At 67.0% G+C, this 18,098-nt stretch carries 18 protein-coding genes; 4 read left to right on the forward strand and 14 right to left on the reverse strand.

Annotated features, from left to right (window positions below; genetic code table 11):
• The 12 genes from NJ1_RS39025 to NJ1_RS15510 form a co-directional block, all read right to left on the reverse strand.
• On the reverse strand, positions 1-1,271 hold a 1,271-nt coding region (locus NJ1_RS39025; RefSeq protein ID WP_067694026.1), incomplete at its 3' end, for a TrbL/VirB6 family protein.
• 44 nt (positions 1,272-1,315) lie between these two features.
• A complete protein-coding gene (locus tag NJ1_RS15460; protein WP_067694030.1) occupies positions 1,316-2,170 on the reverse strand; it encodes a DUF8175 domain-containg protein in 855 nt (284 codons plus the stop codon).
• Positions 2,167-2,796: a DUF8175 domain-containg protein gene (locus NJ1_RS15465; RefSeq protein WP_067694032.1), complete on the reverse strand. Its 630-nt coding sequence runs from the start codon at positions 2,794-2,796 to the stop codon at positions 2,167-2,169. The genes NJ1_RS15460 and NJ1_RS15465 overlap by 4 nt, the downstream gene beginning before the upstream one ends.
• Before the next feature lie 73 nt (positions 2,797-2,869).
• The gene (locus NJ1_RS15470; protein WP_067694035.1) at positions 2,870-3,130 is read right to left on the reverse strand and encodes a hypothetical protein; all 261 of its coding nucleotides are present in this window, start codon (positions 3,128-3,130) and stop codon (positions 2,870-2,872) included.
• A gap of 1 nt (position 3,131) precedes the next feature.
• Positions 3,132-3,419: a hypothetical protein gene (locus tag NJ1_RS15475; protein WP_067694038.1), complete on the reverse strand. Its 288-nt coding sequence runs from the start codon at positions 3,417-3,419 to the stop codon at positions 3,132-3,134.
• On the reverse strand, positions 3,416-4,105 hold the full coding sequence (locus tag NJ1_RS15480; RefSeq protein ID WP_245717399.1) for a hypothetical protein: 690 nt from the start codon (positions 4,103-4,105) through the stop codon (positions 3,416-3,418). The genes NJ1_RS15475 and NJ1_RS15480 overlap by 4 nt, the downstream gene beginning before the upstream one ends.
• Positions 4,106-4,189: 84 nt before the next feature.
• The gene (locus NJ1_RS15485; protein WP_067694041.1) at positions 4,190-5,671 is read right to left on the reverse strand and encodes a cutinase family protein; all 1,482 of its coding nucleotides are present in this window, start codon (positions 5,669-5,671) and stop codon (positions 4,190-4,192) included.
• On the reverse strand, positions 5,668-6,525 hold the full coding sequence (locus NJ1_RS39715) for a hypothetical protein (RefSeq protein ID WP_169813144.1): 858 nt from the start codon (positions 6,523-6,525) through the stop codon (positions 5,668-5,670). Before NJ1_RS39715 ends, NJ1_RS15485 begins: the two co-directional genes overlap by 4 nt.
• A complete protein-coding gene (locus NJ1_RS15495; RefSeq protein WP_157573978.1) occupies positions 6,522-7,205 on the reverse strand; it encodes a DUF8176 domain-containing protein in 684 nt (227 codons plus the stop codon). Before NJ1_RS15495 ends, NJ1_RS39715 begins: the two co-directional genes overlap by 4 nt.
• A 4-nt stretch (positions 7,206-7,209) precedes the next feature.
• On the reverse strand, positions 7,210-8,511 hold the full coding sequence (locus tag NJ1_RS15500) for a hypothetical protein (RefSeq protein ID WP_067694050.1): 1,302 nt from the start codon (positions 8,509-8,511) through the stop codon (positions 7,210-7,212).
• Between the two features lie 160 nt (positions 8,512-8,671).
• Positions 8,672-9,238, reverse strand: coding sequence for a hypothetical protein (locus NJ1_RS15505; protein ID WP_067694053.1), 567 nt, complete (start codon positions 9,236-9,238; stop codon positions 8,672-8,674).
• Between the two features lie 980 nt (positions 9,239-10,218).
• Positions 10,219-10,707: a hypothetical protein gene (locus tag NJ1_RS15510; protein WP_067694056.1), complete on the reverse strand. Its 489-nt coding sequence runs from the start codon at positions 10,705-10,707 to the stop codon at positions 10,219-10,221.
• 170 nt (positions 10,708-10,877) lie between these two features.
• On the opposite strand from NJ1_RS15510, the gene NJ1_RS15515 reads away from it, so the two are divergent.
• The 3 genes from NJ1_RS15515 to NJ1_RS15525 all read left to right on the forward strand — a co-directional run bounded on the left by NJ1_RS15515 (position 10,878) and on the right by NJ1_RS15525 (position 14,068).
• Positions 10,878-11,237 (forward strand): hypothetical protein, encoded by a 360-nt coding sequence (locus tag NJ1_RS15515; protein ID WP_157573979.1) that lies wholly within the window; start codon positions 10,878-10,880, stop codon positions 11,235-11,237.
• Positions 11,238-11,252: 15 nt separating this feature from the next.
• Complete coding sequence (gene fxsT, locus NJ1_RS15520) at positions 11,253-13,538, forward strand: FxSxx-COOH system tetratricopeptide repeat protein (protein WP_067694065.1); 2,286 nt, start codon at positions 11,253-11,255, stop codon at positions 13,536-13,538.
• A 224-nt stretch (positions 13,539-13,762) separates the two neighbouring features.
• Positions 13,763-14,068, forward strand: a complete 306-nt coding sequence (locus NJ1_RS15525; protein WP_067694067.1) for a hypothetical protein — start codon at positions 13,763-13,765, stop codon at positions 14,066-14,068.
• 109 nt (positions 14,069-14,177) lie between these two features.
• Here NJ1_RS15525 and NJ1_RS15530 read toward each other — a convergent pair whose 3' ends face one another.
• A complete protein-coding gene (locus NJ1_RS15530) occupies positions 14,178-15,185 on the reverse strand; it encodes a GAF domain-containing protein (protein ID WP_157573980.1) in 1,008 nt (335 codons plus the stop codon).
• 25 nt (positions 15,186-15,210) lie between these two features.
• Positions 15,211-16,626, reverse strand: a complete 1,416-nt coding sequence (locus tag NJ1_RS15535) for a cytochrome P450 (RefSeq protein ID WP_067694072.1) — start codon at positions 16,624-16,626, stop codon at positions 15,211-15,213.
• 321 nt (positions 16,627-16,947) lie between these two features.
• On the opposite strand from NJ1_RS15535, the gene NJ1_RS15540 reads away from it, so the two are divergent.
• On the forward strand, positions 16,948-18,090 hold the full coding sequence (locus tag NJ1_RS15540) for a GAF domain-containing protein (protein WP_067694075.1): 1,143 nt from the start codon (positions 16,948-16,950) through the stop codon (positions 18,088-18,090).
• The last annotated feature ends 8 nt before the right edge of the window (positions 18,091-18,098 follow it).

The raw sequence follows: 18,098 nt of genomic DNA on the forward strand, positions 1-18,098 counted from the left end.
GCAGGTGGCGGAGGCGGCGGAGCCGAACGAGCACCCGTGCCCGCCCCGCCACGACCGCCACCAGATCCTCCGCCCGCAGCGCCGCCACCGCCAGTGCGGCCGCCCGAGCGTGAGACATTGCCTGCCGGAGTCGATTTCGCGCCCGAGGCACCCCGGCCCATCGAGGTCGCCGCCCCCAGCATCGCCGTCGCGGCCGACGCACCCGAGATCCCACCGCCCAGCGAGGTCAACGGCGTGATCAGCCGCATCAGCGCCGGAAGCACGAGGGCCGCACTGCACAGCAGCACGATCCCCACCAGCATCTGCTGGCCTTGCTCGGTCGAGGGGGTTTGCCCGTCGGACAGGGATTGGGTGATCGATTGCGCGCTCGGCCCCGAGGTGGTGAACGCGATCATGTAAATCAGTGCCGCACACGGCTTGTAGAGCACGAACGCGATCGACCACGCCAAGAGCCGGTCATGGAATTGGCGGCCCATGTGCGTACCCGAGCTCGCGGCCGCCAACGGCAGCACCCCGACCACGACCACCAGCAGTGCTTGGCGCACGACCGCGAAGATCGCCTGCATCAGCGCGCCGATCATGCCGATCAACACGATGATGAACACCAGACCCGGACTCAACGCGGTCAAGGCCTGGGTTTGCATCATCGCCTCCGCCACACCCTTGGCGTTGCCGTCGGTGGAGGTGTCGATCACCCAGTCCGCGAAGGAATCCGAGGCTTGCGTGCCCAGGGTCAGCATCGTGGCGAACATCGCCGAGGCGAAGATCGCCCGCGCCAGCACCCGGAAGGACTCGGTGGCTTGTTCGGCGGCCGCGCTGCGGTGCGCGAACGCGAGCCGGATCGCGCACATGATCAGCGACGCGGCCAGCACGAGGATCTGCAGCTGGAAGGTGTAGGAGTTGATCGTGGAGAACAGTCCCGTGTTCGAGACCGTGGTGGAGGTCGGAAGCTTCGTCCACCACGTCAACGACAAGATCAAGCCCTCGCCCAAGCCTTCGAGCAGCGAGTTCACCGCCTTGCCGAAGGTCGTGTCCCACGCCTTGTTCGCCACGGCCTCCACCGCGTCGCCAGGGTGGGTAACTACGTTGCCGAGCTTGCAGACGCCTCCTCCGAGGTCACCGAAGCTGGGCAGGCCGGGGAGCGAAGGGAGTTCGTCGAGGTTGTCCTGAATCTGCTCGCACGTGTCGTTGAAACCATAGGTCCCACCGCCGCTGCCGTCCGGATCAGCGAACGCTGTTGCAGCAGGCGCGAATACGGCCAGGACGACCACAGATATAGCGAACAGGACACGACGGGCGGTGTTTCGAGAGTGGGTCACCATGTCGTCCACCCCGTTAGGGAATTGATCGTGGCCTTCGGGATTGCGCCGTCCTTGGCCAGTCGAAGCCGCCAGTTCCCGTCCCACACCATGACCAGCTGGGAGGACAGCCATTGTGGCGATCCCTTGACATCGGGCTCCTTTTTCGTCGCGACTCGGAGGACACACAAATCGCCGCTTGCAGACCAGGATTCGATCTGGAAGGCATCGGGGGCTACTAGCCATTTGGTTGCCGCTGCCGGAGCCAAGTCGGGGACTTTGCCGGTGGCCTTCATCCGATCGAACTCGTCGTGATCGCTGTCGCTCAAGACCTGCATGTGCTCACGCACGGACCAATCTCCCGGGCGTGCCACTGCTTGCCACGACGCGTACACCGCCGCCAACGCCGCCCCCTGCGGGGTGTGGGAGTAGCCGGTCGGGATGTTGTCCACCAGCGCGGTCGGGCCGTCGGAGGTCGAGAACGGCACCGAAACGTTGAAAACGCGCTGCCAGCCGCCCTGTTCGGGCAGGACCGGCGCAGCGGTCAGCCAGTTCGGATCCGCCGCCGTCAGCGGCCCCCGCGTCTGCGCGAGGGGCTGCCCGTACTTGTTGTTCGGGATATCGACACGACGCCCGAGCGCATCCACGTCCGGAGCGGCGAACCCGGTCGGGGCCGGGCCACCCGCGGCCGGGGAACCCACCTCGGACGACGCGGGAGTATTCGCGGTATCGGAATCCGCATCGCGGTTCATCAACCAGACACCGAGCGATCCGACGAGGATCAGCACCAGCACGCCGACGGCCAGGACCAGAGTCAGCGAGCTCCGCCCGCCGTCGCCGGTGTTCTTCTGAGGTTCGGGAGTAGTGCTCATCGCGGCGCCGCCATCGCGACCATGTCCGCCGGAGTCGCGGAGATCTCTTCCACCGGCGCAGTCGGCGAATCCGGGTCCGGGAGTTGAAGTTTCCAATCCCCGGCGAGCCAGTCCACCTCGTGGTGCAGGGCGGCCTCGGACGAATCGGGGTAGCGGGTGAACACCGTCAGCGTGGTGTGATCGAGGTTCCAGTCCTCGATCCGGTAACCCAGGATCGACGGGCGTGCCTTCGGATCGGCGGGCCCGCTGATCGACACCTGCGCGCGGGCCAGCACGTACGCGTCCTTGCCCGGGCCCGAGACCAACGATTTCGCTGCCACCGCTGCCCAGAAGCCGTCCGGGGACAAGCTGGTGCGGATCGAGTGCTGGATCGCCGCCAACGCCGCACCCTGCGGGGTACGGGAGAACCCCGCCGCCGCACCGGCCACCAACTTCGGGCCGTCGATGGTGCTGTAGGGCAAGGCAACTCCCTGCCAGGGCTCCCACCGCACCTGCGCGGGAGCGCGCCCCGGATCGGCCGGCGCGGGCCCGGCAGGGGCGGGGGTGTCGTGGTGGGGTGTGCTGGTGCACGCTGCGGTCGCCGTGAGCACGGCCGCGGTGAGCGCGAGTAGGACTGGGGTGCGCATCGCGATTCCTCTCTATAAAGGGGGTGTGCTCTATTCGGTCCCGAGCGCGAAAAAGGGCGGTCAGACGCTGTGGTCAGACTTGGGTCAGGACCGTGGCCGCGACCGTCATCGACACCGTGGCCAGCACGGCGGCGATCAGCGTGCGGCCGATGCCGTTGTGGGCTTCGGCGTAGGTTTCGACCGTGGAGTGCTTGAGCGCGAAATACCGGCACGCTCCGACGATCAGCCAGATCAGGCAGAGGAAATCAGCCATCCACAGCAGGTAGCCCAGCAGCGTCATCAGCGGCTCGCTCACCTCGCTCGGGAGGGTTTTCACCTCCCCGGCCACGTCCATCTCAGGATCCCGCCGCGGTGATGACCGCTTCCAGCAGCGGGGTCGCGACCGCGATCACCGCGCCACCGACCAGGCAGGCGGCGATGATCTTCGGGGACTCGACCGAGCCGCCGTTCCATTTCTCGACCGCGAAACGGCCTCCGCCGTACACGATTCCGACCAGAGCAGCGAAGTAGGCGAGGTATTTGATGTAGCTGCCGATCGTGCGCAACGCACCCGATCCCGGCGGCGCCACAGGGTCGAGGTTTTCCACGGCGAGGACGACGGTCGAAAAGTGTTCGGTGATCATGAGTGCGCTCCTGACGGATTCGCGGATTCGGTGCCGCCCAGCAGGGCGGTGATCGTGGCGAGCAACTCCTCGCCGAGCTCACGCACCCCGGCAAGGGGGTCGCGGCCCTTGGCCGGGCGTTCGCTGCCCGGCGTCCACACAGGCAGGTCCTCGAGGGGGCTCAAGGGCCACCCGCGCTGCCACTGCACCCGCCACAGCGCGCCGGGGGGCACCAGATCGGCGACCACGTTGCGGTAGCGGCGAATCGCCGCCGGCATCGTCCCGGGCTGAAATGCCACGGTCACCAAACCCAGCAGGATCACGCGGCCGGGTCCGGCTTGGCCGCAGTGGTATTGGCGCAACAGGTCATGCGCGCGGGTCAAGCCTTGGATGCTTTCGCGGGCGACCAGGACCACGAACGGGGACTCGTCGCCGAGCACGGCGGGCCATTCGCGCTCGCAGTCCGCTGCGGGGGCGATCTGGCGCGCCAGCGATGACACCCCGGCACCGCCGTGCGCGCCCAACAGCCACAGCAACGGCGGCCGCGTGCCTTCGAAGGTGACCGGCTTGCACCAGACCCCGGCCCGGCGGCCCTCTGCCGGAGGCAGCGCGGAGAAGTCGAGGCTGCGGGTGCGGGCCTTCGCCAATCGCGCGGTCTTGCCGCCCGGTGTCACCGCAGCGAGTGAGGTGTCGAGGGTGGCGGTCATGACCAGACCTCGGTGCGCGGGTTGTTGTGAGCCACCATCGGGTCCACCTCCCCTTTCGGGCAGTCGAAGGAATAGAACGAGGGTTCAGTTCGCGCCAGGAGCGGGTTCGCCACTGGCGGCAGGGATTTCGGGTTGTCCCGGTGTGAAGGTGCTCGGTGCGGGGGCCGCAGCGGCGGGGACTCCGGCGATGTCGGCGGCCGCGGCCGCGAACCAGTCCGCCACCCACCGCACCGCGGATTTGCCGTCGGCGCTGATCGCATCGACCTGATACGAGCCGTGCCGGGCCAGCACATCGGAGTACTTGGTCCAGGTGGAGGCGTTGAGCAGGTCGCGGTTGTCCTGGATGTTGTTCACGACCTCGGTGAACGCGGACTGGATCCACGAGGACGCGGTCGCCGGTGGGATCAACTGCGGGATCGCGCTGACGAGCTTCGTGCCGAACAACGCCAGCCCGGCAATCGGATTCGCGAGCCCGGCGGTGGCGATCTCGGCGATGTTGGCCGGGGTGAACACGGTCTTGACCACGGTGGAGATCGCGTTGATCGCGATGGTGCCGACCTTCAACAGGGCCTTGAGCGAGGCGTTGATATCGAGCTCGGTCCGCGGATCCGACGCCTCGGCAAGGGTTTTGGAGATGCTCTTGCCCGAGTTCAGGCTCAGGTTGGCCAGGGACGTGCCTTGGAGGTTGTCGTTCACCAGCCCGGTCGCGGCCTTGATCCCGGTCAGCGCGAGGGCTTGGGTGATCGAGGAGATCGCCTTGATCGGATCCCCGCCGATCTCGACTTGACCCGCCACGTTCGCGACCGTGCGCAGCAGCGCCGCGTTGTCGGGAGCATCGCAGCTCAGGTCACCCGAGGAGCAGAACGACGCGACACGGCCGGTCAGGGAGCCGTAGCTGGTCGCGATATCGCGCTCGGGAGCGATCCCGCTGCCCGAGGCGGTCGCGACGGTGGCGGCTTCGACGCCGGACACCGCGTGCCCGGAGGTGCCGGGCACCGGATCCGGAGCCGATTTACTCGACCCGGGGAACAGGTTCGCCGATTGGCCGCGGGTCGGATCGCCGAACAACGCGACCCCCGCCACACGATCCGCGGGAATCGAGGTGGAACCGGCGCCGATCTTCTGCGCGAGCATCGAGACCACATGCGCGCCTTGCGAATAACCGGCCAGCGCCAACCGCGTGCTGGAGCACGAGGAGATGACCTGTTCGGCCTTGCTGGTGAGCGAGGCCAGACCATCGGTGATCGACTTGGTGTAGGCGGTGGTGTCGGTGCTGGAGCCCATGCCGCCGAAGGACGCTTCGTACGGGATGTATTCGCGCGCGACCGGCACTTTCGCGGCCTGGGCGTCGGCCAGGAACGGGGTGAACAACTGCGACAGCATGCCGGTGTCGCTGGTCGGGGCCGCGTCCGGAGACGATTCACCCGTGCCCTGCACCCCGAGCGCGTACACGGCCGGGCAGCTGCCGGCATCGGGTTCGGCGTGTGCGAGGACCACGGTGCCCAGCGAGGTGGTCACGACGGCGGCCGCGCCGAGGGCGAGCGCGCGCAGGTGGGTGTGTGTCATTGCAGTTCTCCCATGGCGAGGCGATAAGCGGTGCGGGTCGCGCGCTCGAAGCGCTCCCAGATCAGCGGCCCCCCGGCCGCGAGTGCGCGGTCGTACGGGATCTCCACCACGGCGCGGACCCACCGCGCCAGATGCGTGCGCACATGCGCCACAGCCGCGGCGGAACCACCCGGGAACTGGTGGTTCACGACCACCACGACACGGTTGATCAGCCATTCGCCGTACTGGTTCAACAGCCACGACAGCGAGTGATTGAGGCTGTTGAGCGAGGCCGGGGACGCGGAGACAACCAGGGCCAGGCCCAGGCGCGGATCCTCGATCAGCGGCGCGATCAAACGGTTCGCGACGTGGCCGCCGCCGTCGTAGACCGCGACCGAACCCGATTCCTCGAGGAGGCGAGCAACCGACACGAACGAATGCCCTTGCGGCAGTGGCTCACTCGCGCGCGCGAGGATCCGCACCCCGGTCGAGGAGCGGCCGGTGCACGCCGCGACCGCCGAGGGCAGTCCCGGCTGCGGAGTCCCCAGCCACGCCTGCAAGGTCGAGACCGTGACCGCGCTGTCCGCGCCGCGCCGCGCCAGGTCCCCGCCCCACGCGGTGGCATCGACCGCGACCGCTTCACGGTCGGTGTCGGGGTGGGTCCCGATCGCGGCCGCCACACCCAACACGGTGGTCGTGACGCCGACTCCCCCACCCGAGCCGAGCACGACCGTGGCCGGGACACCGGTGCGCAGAAGGTTCTTCACCCCGTGCGCAACCGGGACCATGTCCGTCGGCGCACCGGGGGTAGCGGGCGTGGCCAGCAGCGGCGGCACCTCGGCACCAGCGGCAAGTGGGGACAAGTCGATTTTCATGCCGCACCCCCGGCGGTGATGGAGGTGATCACGGTGCGCCCGTCCTGCACCGCAGTAGTGACGGTCTGCTGCCAATGCGCGCTCGTGCCGTCCCCGTGCTTCTCATCGATCTGCACGTCGAACTTCTCCGGCGCGAGGGCGGTGATCGTGACGCAATGCTTCGTCCCGGCCGGGACCGCCGCGACCGCGGCGCGCGCGAGCTCCGGATCGGCGGCTTGGGCATCAGCGGCCAGGACCGCGCGGGAGGCATCGGCGTTGCGCGCGACGTACCACTGCCACTGCTGGTTCAGGATCAGATCCGGGCCCGTGACTCCAGGGCCCGGGGTGCGGCCTTTGCCGTTGCCGACAACGACTGCGGCCGAACGAGATTCAGCACACCACACGGGGGCGGCCGTGGCAGGTGTCGTGGCCGCCGACGCGGGGGCCGCAGCATGGGAGTCACCGTTCTGTATCGAGGTCAGCCCTATCGCCGCGCCCGCGATCAGCGCCGCCACCGCTGCGATCGCGCCACCGGTGCGCAGGAACTTCTTGCGCGAGGCGCCGGTACGGGCGCGGTCTCGCACCGCGAGCTTGATCTCCAGAAGCGGGTCGTCGTCGATGAACGGTTCGTGCTCGGCGATCGTCGCGGCACTGTCCGCGATATCGGTGTCCGGGAGCCAGTTACGCCAGGAATCAGTCATCACGTCACCTCGAGTACGGGTTGCGAAGCTCAGTTGCCGACCGCGGCCTGCACAGCGGCCAGGCGTCGTTGATCGGATCGGCCCACGCCCCGAACTGCTCCGGAGCCACAGGCGGGATATCGGCGACCGCGTTCGTGAACGAATCCACGACGCCGGCCAGGCCGGGATCAGCGGCCGCGACATCCTCGACGAAGGTCACGACCTGCTCGGTCACCTCGGCGGCGACCGGGATAATCGGTGCCGCGATCTCCTCGATGGGCATCGGATCCGCCACCGGGGCAGCGACTTCCACGATCGGCGCCAGATCCGCTACCTCCACAGCCGGGGCTTCGTAGGCCGGTGCCTGCGCAGCAGGGGCGTCCACGAGCGGGGGGACATCCGCGGGCAGGGCGACCTCGCGGTCCGCGCCGCCGATCACCGCACCGGTGCCCGCGCCGGCCAGACTGCCCGCGACACCACCGGCGGCGGCCGCGCCGAGCCCGCCTCCGACACCACCGACACCACACCCGACCGCGGCACCGATCAACGCACCGGGCACGGCCATCGCACCGGCGGTAGGGATTCCGCCGATCAGGCCACCGGCGATCGCGCCGACCACCGCGCCCGCACCGCAACCACCGACCGCGCCCACCGGGGCGGCCAGCGCCGCACCGGCCGGAGCGCCGATCACCGCGCCCCCGATCGCACCGGCGGCCAGGCGGTCACTCTCGTTGCTGGGCAGCCCGATTCCGTCTCCGGCGGCCGCGAGGTTCCATTCGGCCAGATCGATGTACGACTGGGCCTTGTCGCGGGTACGCACGTCCACCTCGCCCGGCAGCGCCATCGTGCCGTTGCCCACGCGCAGGGTGTGCGGACCGACCGGCACCACGACCGGCGCCTCCTCGATCACGGTCTCAGGCTCTTCTTCCTGGATCTGCGGAGCCACGTACTGCTGCTGCGGTTTCGGGGCCACATACTGCTGCTGTTGTGGTTTGGGCGCGACGTACTGCTGTTGCTGCGGTGCGACGTATTGCTGCTGTGGCTGGGTCTGCTGCTGCGGGCGCGGCCGCGACGGCACGGGCAACACCTGTTCGGGCTCGGGTACCCAGTCCGCGAGCTGCGCACCCGGTGAGGACTGCGGCGCCACCGGAGCGACCGGAGCCACGGGAGCTGCTGGGGCCACACTCGCGCCGGGTTGGCCCGTGCCCGGAGCGACCACACCCGGCTGTCCGGGAGCCGCTGTAGCGACACCGGCGGCGACCGCCAGCAGCGCGGGCCACGCCCCCACCATCAGGACCACTTTGCGGCTGAAGATCTTGCTGCTCATCGGATTTCCCTTTCCACCAGAGCCGGGGGCGCGGACCGCCGCCTCGGCTGGACCGAATCGAGTTCGGAAAGCTCAGCGAGCTCGCGGTACGCGGCGTACCAGCGCAATGCAGCGATGACCCATGCGTCCTCGGCCGCCAGGGCAGCCAGCACGCGCGCACTCACCGCGCACCCCCGAGGTGAGGGGTGTGCGCTGGTGGCGCAGTACATTTCGCCGCCGCCCACAACACGACCGGGGCGGTAGCGAGGGTGAGCCATACCCGCAGCCCCGCGTACAGGTCCGTGATCATCAAGGCCAGGACCCGGGCGGCGATCCGGCGCGAGTCGTGCATCGGGATACGGGTGGCGACCCGCACCGCAGCGGCCGAGGTGTGCGCTGCGGTGCGGGTCTGTCCACGCCTCCGGACCCGCGATGCGGGCCGGGTGACCAGGACATCCCACGCGTGCGGGCGAACCGAGACAGGCGCGAGATGCGCCGGGAGTTCGGTTCCAGCCGCGTCGAGCCCATGAGGGAGCGTGGCGTCCTGGACGATCGGGTGCTGCGCACGCGGGAGCGCGAACCGCTCCAGACACGCAGCGCTGGTGAGGCATTCGCGGCGCGCATCGAACACGTACATCGCCTCGCGGTCCAGGCAGTCGTCCAATTGCTGTGTCAGCGTGGCGATCTGCCCGGTGAGCTCCGCGATATCGCGTTCACGGGACAGGAGTTGTTCGCGTAGCCGGGCCACATCGAATCGGCGGGAACCAACTTGTGGCCCGGCATCAGCGACTCCCACGGCGAAGGCCCCGCGAGAGCGATCAGGAATACGCATTCCTCTGTGCGCCAACACTGTTGAGGAGTTGTGTGCCCGAGTGGTCCCGCCGACGCGCTGCCTCGAGGTTGGCAGACTCAGGCGGGACCACCGGGCTACCCGTGCCTGCTGGCGGACAGGCCGGGTGACCATGGAGTTGCTGGCAAGGGTTGGCGCAGAAGAAGTCATGACAGGGACCCCCTTTTGGGGCGAGGGTGGCGGCGATCCCCGCACACACACCGACAAGACCCGGTGGAGGGGATCTGATGAAGGAATGAGAGCTGGAAGCGATTTCTCGCACCACCGCCGAAGCGGATCCAGCTACACCTTCAGGGCTGCCAACACAGTCCCTGGACTGCTCGTGCTGAGGGCTTATCCGATTCGCTGAATCGTTGCCTCGTTTCGAGTGAGATCAGACTAAACCCAAAATTACGCCCACACAACAGGGCAAACCGTGACGTATTTTCTTCGGGCCGGTCAACGCCAGGAAATCCGCGCACGCCCGCACGGCACGCCGGGCACCTACAGCCAGAAAATCGGCCTGTCCCGAAACTTTGCCACCGACACCGGATTTCGGGACCGCGCGGGTGCGGATCAGTCGATCCTCGACATCCGGCGCGGGTGCGCGTGATGCTGAAACGTGTTGACCGAGGTCTGTCCTTGTGAGGGACCAAACCAGAGTGTGATCCGGCGCAGCGTGGCCGCGCTCAAGGACTATCCCGTCCAGATCGCGGCCGACACCGCCCGACGAGGCCGCCCACTTCGGCCGAACCGCCGCGACCGAGGGGCAAGGTGGCTCTCTCCATTTCTGAGCAGTCCTGAAGGCGGCGTCGTGATATTTCGCCGGATTTCGGCACCGTTGCATCGGCTGCCGCGTTCTACGGGCCGCGGGCGGGCGGCAGAAGCACTGACGACGATCAGCGTATGGAAAGCATGGAAGCCGTGTAGGCGAGTGCAACACCTAGCAGGAGCGAAGCTGGGCCGATCCACGTTTTCCAACGGTTCGGAACCCGTATTTCGGACAGCAGATAGGTGATGATCTGCTGCGTCACCAGCTCGACTTTCCGTGCACGTAGGTCAATTTCAACCGCCGGGCGAATCATCGTGGCCCACGCCTCGTCATCGCCTTGGGTGCGCTCCCGGGCAACTTGCATCGAATCGTCCTGTAGGTCCTGATGGGCCTTCTCGATGAGGTTCATTCTCTTTGTGAACCGACGGGCAGTGCCGTGCGCTCGCATCAAGTCTCGTACCACTAGCACGACGCCGACGAGCTGGAAGACCAGTCCCAGAGTGGCTGTGGTGAAGATTCCCATGTTGGACTTGAGGAAGTCGATCACTTCCTTATCCAAGCACTGATCGCGCGCACCACGACACGGGCGCGGCGCGGTGTCGAGGTTCTCGACCACATTGTCTCTAAAACGATCGGCACGAGGATTGATTTCGTCGTCCGCTGGCGCTGCGCCGTGGCTAGCCTTGTGACAGGCGGGATTCGGTGTCCGCGTGAGGGAGGAACACAGTGGCTTCGACAGGAGCGGTGCTGACAAAGGTCGCGATGCCAACAGCAGTGGTGGCAGTAGTGTCCACTGGGACCGCGGTGGCGGTGAATATGGCCACCGGCGGCGACGCGCGATGGTGGTGGTGGCTGGTCGTGGCTGGGTTGACCGCAGTCGGGTTCGCCTGCTCACTGTGGCAGTTCCTGCGCCAATCCAGTACCAACCCGCACCGCACGATCGATGCGTCAGGGCGTGGCACTGTGGCCGCGACCGGCACTGTCACCGGCCCGATCCGAGGCGGGAACATCGCCAGCCCGACGCCAGGCCCGGCACCGACCGCGCCGCCGGTGAACCCTGCACCGGGTTCGGTGACCGCGTCCGGGGACGGGTCCGTGGCGTTCGAGGGCACTGCTGAAAGCATTTCCGCCGGCGATATCTCCTGAAACCAGGCCGATGACGTGAGCTGGTTCGGTCGCCGTCGTCGCGAGAGTGAGAAGCAGCGCGAGTTCACCCTCCGGCCGACGACGCACGCAGAGGGAGCGCAGTCGGTCGCGATCGGCCCGGAGTCGGTGGTCGGTGCTGTGCTCGTCGGTGACAACGCTCAGGCCATTGTCCTGCCGCCAGATGCCTTCAGACCGATCGCCGAGGTCGACGCTGTACCCGGTATCAGCAACCTGCCGGCGGATTCGGGGCATTTCGTGGGCCGCGAACACGAACTCGCACGCCTGGACACCGCGCTGGCGGTCACCGGGCCGGTCTTGGTGCAGGCGGTGCATGGGTTGGGCGGGATCGGGAAAACCACCCTGGTGACCCGATGGGCGCACACTCGTGCGCACGGGCTCACCCCAATGTGGTGGATCACCGCCGAGGATCCCGCTCGAGTGCAGCAGGGTCTGGCGAAACTCGCGGCGGCACTGCAGCCGGCAGTGGCGCGGGTACTGACCGAGGAGCAGCTAACCGACCGCGCGCTGCAATGGTTGGCGACCCATTCGGGGTGGTTGTTGGTGCTGGACAACGTCGAGGACCCCACCCACATCGAGGAGGTCCTGGCCCGTGCACGCAGCGGACGGATCGTGCTCACCAGCCGCTTAGGAACAGGGTGGGCGCGCACCGGAGCTACTGTTGTGCATCTCGGTGTACTGGACCCCGTGGAATCGCGCGCCCTACTGCACGACATAGTCACCGGCGGAGGGACCAAGGAACGCACGCTCAAGGGTGCAGTCGAGTTGTGCCACGAACTTGGGTATCTGCCCCTGGCGATCGAGCAAGTCGGCGCGTACTTGGAACAGAACACGCTCACCCCGGTCGCCTATCTCGCATTGCTCGCGCGGTATCCGGCCCAGATGTACCAGCACGGGGGCGAGCACACCAAGTCCGAACGCACGATCGCCCGGATCTGGCGGGTGACTATGGATCGAATCATCATCAAATACCCAGCGGCCGCGGAAGTTCTGCGCGCCGTGGCATGGTACGCACCCGAGGCCATCCCATTCACACTGCTCGACGGTTTGGCCGAGCCTCCCGCTCTGCATACGGCATTGGGTGCTCTCGCCGCCTACAGCATGATCACGCTCGACCCCACGATGGCGACCGTGTCGGTCCACCGGCTGGTGCAGGCGGTCGCACGAACTCCCGACCCTCAAGACCCGCAGCGCACACCAGCACTGATCGAGCGATCCCACGATCGAGCGAGCACGACGCTGCGCGACGTGCTGTCAGAGCCCGAAACCCTCGTCGACTGGCCCGCTGTGCGAATCCTGTTGCCGCACATCGCTGCTCTGATCGCCCACACCACCGAAGACACCATCATCACTACGAACATTCTCGTGGTCGCAGTCCAGCTCCTCAGCGGCCAAGGTGCGACCGCGCGCGCCATCGAATACGCGGAACGCGCCCTCGCCAGCTGTGAGCGGATCTTCGGGCCGGAGCAGCCCAGAACCTTGACTGCCCGCAACGACCTCGCGCATACATACCAGGCAGCGGGTCGTCTCGACGAGGCGACCATCTTGCTCGAGCAGAACCTCGCCGACCGCGAACGGATCCTGGGCGTCGAGCACCCCCACACTCTCACTTCCCGCAACAACCTCGCCTATACGTACGGGGCGGCGGGTCGTCTCGACGAAGCAATCACCCTGTTCGAGCAGACGGTCACTGACCGCGAACGGATTCTGGGCGTCGAGCACCCCCACACTCTCACTGCCCGCAACAGCCTCGCATCCACGTACGCGGCGGCAGGCCGTCTCGACGAAGCAATCACCTTGTCCGAGCAGAACCTCACCGACTGTGAACGGCTCCTGGGCGTCGAGCACCCCAACACTCTGACCTCGCGCAACGACCTCGCGCACACGTACCAGGCAGCGCGTCGTCTCGACGAAGCGACCATCTTGCTCGAGCAGAACCTCGCCGACCGCGAACGGATCCTGGGCGTCGAGCACCCCCACACCTTGACCTCCCGCAACAGCCTCGCCTACATGTACGGGGCGGCGGGTCGTCTCAACGAAGCAATCACCCTGTTCGAGCGGAACCTCACCGACTGTGAACGGATCCTGGGCATCGAGCACCCCGGCACCCTCACTTCCCGCAACAACCTCGCCTACATGTACAGGGCGGCGGGTCGTCTCGACGAAGCAATCACCCTGTTCGAGCAGACGGTCACTGACCGCGAACGGCTGCTGGGCGTCGAGCACCCCGACACCCTGACCTCCCGCAAGATCCTTACCCAACTGCGCAGTCAGAGTCTGTAACCTTCGTTCTCTGAAGGACCGCTTCCAAGATCCGTTGCACGGCAGCGCGATTCGCTGGATGAATCGGCCTCGGAACCGGTCTTGATATCATCGTGCTGGTCGCTAGGTAGGCGGCGCCGCCACTTCCGGGACCTTAGACCGTCAGAGAAAACCAGGGCGCGTCGGGACAAGGTGCGAGCACAATCGAGCGATACTCGTGTGGGTGCGCAAGCGCAACAAGGCAATTGGTCGCTTCATCGGACGGATCGGCGCTGCCGTCGGTCGTACTGGCGCTGTTCGGCGGCTTGGCCGTCGCGGTCCTCGCGTTCAAGGTGCTGCGTGCGATCACCACAGTGGATCCAGCCAAGACCGTCGGCGGTATCGATGTCACCCGGATCGCGTTGACAGTCGCGGCCGGTGGCGGTGGTGTGGTCGCGTTGGTGATCGCGTACCGCCGCCAGCGCGACACCGCCGGGTTCGAGTCCGCGACCTTCTCCGACACCGTCTGGTTCGGCAACGTCACCTTTTCTGCCACCACCAGTGTTTGTTAGGGAAAATTTTGGGACCCAGCCCATCTCGTTCAACCATCCAAGGGGATATCGGAAGCGACCGCCACCGACTCACGGCCGGGACGACTGTTCGTCCCGGCCGCCGTGGTAGTCACTCGGTTTTGCTGATCCGCACCACATGCAGGTTCGCACCCACCTCACCCGGATACCGGCGCGAGCACATCTGCACCGGCTGCCACCCGGACTCGGTGAACCCACGAACCCGGCAGGTGAGGGTGTGTTCCTGTTCGCCTTCCAGGGTTGTAAAAGTTTCGCGGATCCGCGCCCAATCCTGCGGATGGAACATCACGGTGTCGCCGGTCTCACGCTCCCAATCGATCCACTTCGGCGCCGGACCGATCCACTGCGTGATCACCGGCCGATCGATCGACTCGGTGGACGCCAGCAACGCCGCGGCTGGACCATCACTGCCCGGGCGTTCGGTATTGAGGCCCAATGCCTCGAGCGGGCTGATCGGCGGGGCCTGGAAATCGGTGATGTCCAGATTCAGCCCGCGCATTCCGGTGTGCTGCTCGTCCGCGCGCCCACGCGCGGCGGCCTGCCACAACATCAAATGCCCGTCGTTGTGCAGCACCGTGAAGGTGGCGTCGTGGATCGCGGCCGGATCCGGCCCTATCCCGAGTGCGATCACCTCCGGCAGCGCGTCATAACGCACCACACGGCGGAACATCTCCGCCGGCGACAGGGTGGTCGCGTGGTACCCGGCATCCTCGGGCAGATTCGACATCGCCCACGATTCCTCGGTGAGCTGCGCTTGGAGGGTGTCCAGGTGAAAACACATGCCGGCGGCCGGACGGTGCGGGGTCGGCTCGTCCTCGAGGCCCCCGATCCACACGTGCATCCCGTACACGTCCCCCTCGGGCCCCAGGACAGGCACGACCCGGATCAGGCGGTCGGTGCCGTCGCGCCCGCGCACGACCTGCTGCACCGCCTCGCCGCTGCGCGAGTTGCGGACCTGTTCCAGCAGCTCGTCCAGGTCCACCGCTTCGTGTCGGTGCAGAGACCGTAGCGAGATCCATTCCCGAGGCGCGCCGTTCTTGTTGATGATCGTCATCGGCTCCGAGGCGCGCGCCAGAGACTCGACGAAATACCAGGTCAAGAATTTTCCTTCCGCTCGCAGGAACTCAACGGCGGGTCGCGAGGAGCGCATACGGCTCCGGTCGCAAACTCCCCCGCTCATACAGTCCCAGCGCCGGGGTGACCTCGCGTGCCTGGACACCGACAACGTGTGCCAGATCATAGCTGTCAGTCAGACGCGCCAGCAGAAGCGTCGCCTCATGCAGGGCGAATGCCATCCCGATGCACGCTCGAGGCCCTGATCCGAACGGTTTGAACCACCGATCCGGAAACAATCGCTGATTATTAGCTATAAAACGTTCGGGATCGAAGACTTCCGCGTCCGGCCCCCACACCTCCGGGTCGCGTTGCGCCGCGAGGGACAGCACGAACACCGCTCGGCCCTTCGGGATCCGGTAGTCCCCGAGCATGCAGTCCGCGCGCGCGACCCGGAACAGACCCGGCACCGGCGGGTGCAGGCGCAGGGTTTCGTTCAGGACGTTGCGGACTCCGCGCATGCCCGCGACCGCGTCGTAGTCCCAGCCCCCGCGCGCGGTGATCTGCTCTCGCAGGCCCGACTGGAGTCCCGGGTCGGCAGCGAGGTAGTGCAGCGACGCCTCCAGCAGAGCTGCGGTCGTCTCGTGCCCGGCCACCAGGAAGGTCAACAGTTGGTCGCTGATGTTGCTGTCCGGCAACGGCTTTCCCGTCTCGGGATCGGTCGCGGTCACCATCAACCCGAGCAGATCCGAAGTGCTGGTGTCACCGCTCGCGCGGCGCTCGCGCACCAGCTCGTCGACGAACCCGCGCGCCGCGGTGATGTCCCGACGGATACGGGCCGCTTGCAAACGGGTGCGCACCGCCCCCACCACCGGCAGATCGTTGGTCTGATCCGAGGCCCACCGCAGGATCCGAGCCAGCGCCTGGACGAACCACCGCGCATCCGTGCCGGTCTCGGGCGGATCCCCGAGCAGCCCAAAGGGTTTGCCGAATGCCGCGCGCGCGATCACTTCCAGGGTCACGGCGGTCATCGAGGCGTGCACGTCGATCCGCCCGCCCGCGGCCGTGGCCCAGTCCGCGATCAGGTCGTCGGCCACGCCGCTCATGGCCTCGTGATAGGTACGCATCGCGCCCTGGCTGAAACCGGGGGTGAGGATGCGATGCGCCATGCCCCACAACGGATCCCGCGACCGCGCCGTGAACAACCCGCTCGGCACGATCTCGCGCAGCACCTCCCCCGGCCCCGCCAGACACCGCGCCCACGAACTCTCCTCACACGCCTGCGCGGCCAGCCGCGCCCCGGCCACCACGATCACGCGCGAGTTCAGGAGTTTGCGTTCGAAGATCGGGCCGAGGGTGCGTGAGAGCTCGAGTTCGTGCTGGGTGGGCCGGCGCCGGTCCACGCTGGCGATATCGCCCAGGATCGGGATCCGGCTCCGCGCGTGCGGGAGCTGATCGAGCGACAACCCCTCGATGATGCTGGACATTCGCTGAACCTCGCTTATCGACGCCGAAAAACGAATCATTGCTGTTCACACAGTCGCTTTTTATGTAGCTGAGGTGATTGACGCCACAACCTGACGGTGCTGTACTGATCGTGCGCTGGGCGGTTTCCCCTGGTGGCGTCGCTAACTACATCCAGATCACCCCCACATACCGGCCAACCGCGCCGAGTACACGTCGCTGATCGGATTTCCGACACCACCCAACCGAGGGAACCGCCTATGTTGATCTACGCCTCCGCTGCCAGTGCCAGCACATGGAACCCGAACCCTGGGCAATCTTGAAACCGTAGAGGAAAGCGCGCCATGCGACCGTCCAACAACACCAACACCACCTCACCCGTCGCGGGCCCGGCTGCCAAAAGCCTCACGCCCGAGCCACCCACCACTGCCTGGCAATGGATCGTGATCGACACCATGGACGGGCCGGCCAACGCTTCGCTGATCCTGGATGGGTCCAACCCTCGAAGGTTCTCGCGGCTTGCACGCTCGAGTATTGCCCGCAACGGCTCCGCCGCGCACTGCATCGAACCTCTGGTCAACGAGGTCACCACCGACGGAGCCACACACGACAAGTACTTCCACGACCGCACCGACCACGTGCACCATATGATCGCTGTACCTGTGCTGGGCCCGTTCGGCGCCGTCCACGCGGTCGCGATGTGGGTTGGCAAGATCAACGAGCCCTTGCCGAGGATACCGATCATCGGCGCGGTCGAATGGGACGCGTCCGGACTCGTCTCGGCCTCCCCCGCCGCCCAATTCCTCCTGCGCACCCGCCATGGAGATGCCCTCACAGGGCACACCATCACCGAAATGCTCGCCGCCCTGGACCATCTCGAGGACCGCTCGGGGTTCTTGGCATTGTTCAACATGACCAATCTCGCTACACCGACCGATCAATGGTCTGGCATCGCAACCACCACCGACGAGACCGGGCAGAAACACGATATCTTCCTCGCCGCCCGCCCCACCGTGGTCAACGGGGAACGCCGCGTGCGCGCGGTTGTCGCGGACATCACCGGCACCGCGAACCCCGGCCGTCCGGACCTGACCCTGGCCGCGATCCGTCACATGCCTGTCCCACCAGGCCATGTCCTGGCCCTCGCGGACCTGATCACGGGGTTCATCCACGAGTTCATGTGCGCCCCGAATTCCCCCCTGGTCGCGTGGCGCCACCACAATCCGATCTTCACCGACGACGATCACATCGAAGTCGCGAACGCGTGCTTCTCTCTGGCAGCCGGCGTCGTGGACACCGTCACCTCCCGCGTCAACGTCCGGTTCAGCCCCGACGGCGAACCTATTCTGCTGGACGCGCGTTGGACCCGGGTCCTGGACGGAGAACGTCCACAAGCCTTGATCGACATCACTCCGATCTCCCAGATCCCGTCTCCCGTCGTCCCCGGATGCCGCGCGTGTGAGGAAATCGCCGCCAACCAACCCTGAAACCGCCT

Source organism: Nocardia jejuensis NBRC 103114 (assembly GCF_001613145.1).
In the GTDB taxonomy this organism is placed as follows: domain Bacteria; phylum Actinomycetota; class Actinomycetes; order Mycobacteriales; family Mycobacteriaceae; genus Nocardia; species Nocardia jejuensis.

Excerpts from the sequence above, each read along its gene's own strand:
- NJ1_RS15460 (WP_067694030.1), bottom strand. The coding sequence starts at position 2,170 with ATGAGCACTACTCCCGAACCTCAGAAGAACACCGGCGACGGCGGGCGG.
- NJ1_RS15465 (WP_067694032.1), bottom strand. The coding sequence starts at position 2,796 with ATGCGCACCCCAGTCCTACTCGCGCTCACCGCGGCCGTGCTCACGGCG.
- NJ1_RS15500 (WP_067694050.1), bottom strand. The coding sequence starts at position 8,511 with ATGAGCAGCAAGATCTTCAGCCGCAAAGTGGTCCTGATGGTGGGGGCG.
- NJ1_RS15540 (WP_067694075.1), top strand. The coding sequence starts at position 16,948 with ATGCGACCGTCCAACAACACCAACACCACCTCACCCGTCGCGGGCCCG.
- NJ1_RS15485 (WP_067694041.1), bottom strand. The coding sequence starts at position 5,671 with ATGACACACACCCACCTGCGCGCGCTCGCCCTCGGCGCGGCCGCCGTC.
- NJ1_RS15480 (WP_245717399.1), bottom strand. The coding sequence starts at position 4,105 with ATGACCGCCACCCTCGACACCTCACTCGCTGCGGTGACACCGGGCGGC.
- NJ1_RS15475 (WP_067694038.1), bottom strand. The coding sequence starts at position 3,419 with ATGATCACCGAACACTTTTCGACCGTCGTCCTCGCCGTGGAAAACCTC.
- NJ1_RS15535 (WP_067694072.1), bottom strand. The coding sequence starts at position 16,626 with ATGTCCAGCATCATCGAGGGGTTGTCGCTCGATCAGCTCCCGCACGCG.
- NJ1_RS15495 (WP_157573978.1), bottom strand. The coding sequence starts at position 7,205 with ATGACTGATTCCTGGCGTAACTGGCTCCCGGACACCGATATCGCGGAC.
- NJ1_RS15470 (WP_067694035.1), bottom strand. The coding sequence starts at position 3,130 with ATGGACGTGGCCGGGGAGGTGAAAACCCTCCCGAGCGAGGTGAGCGAG.
- NJ1_RS39715 (WP_169813144.1), bottom strand. The coding sequence starts at position 6,525 with ATGAAAATCGACTTGTCCCCACTTGCCGCTGGTGCCGAGGTGCCGCCG.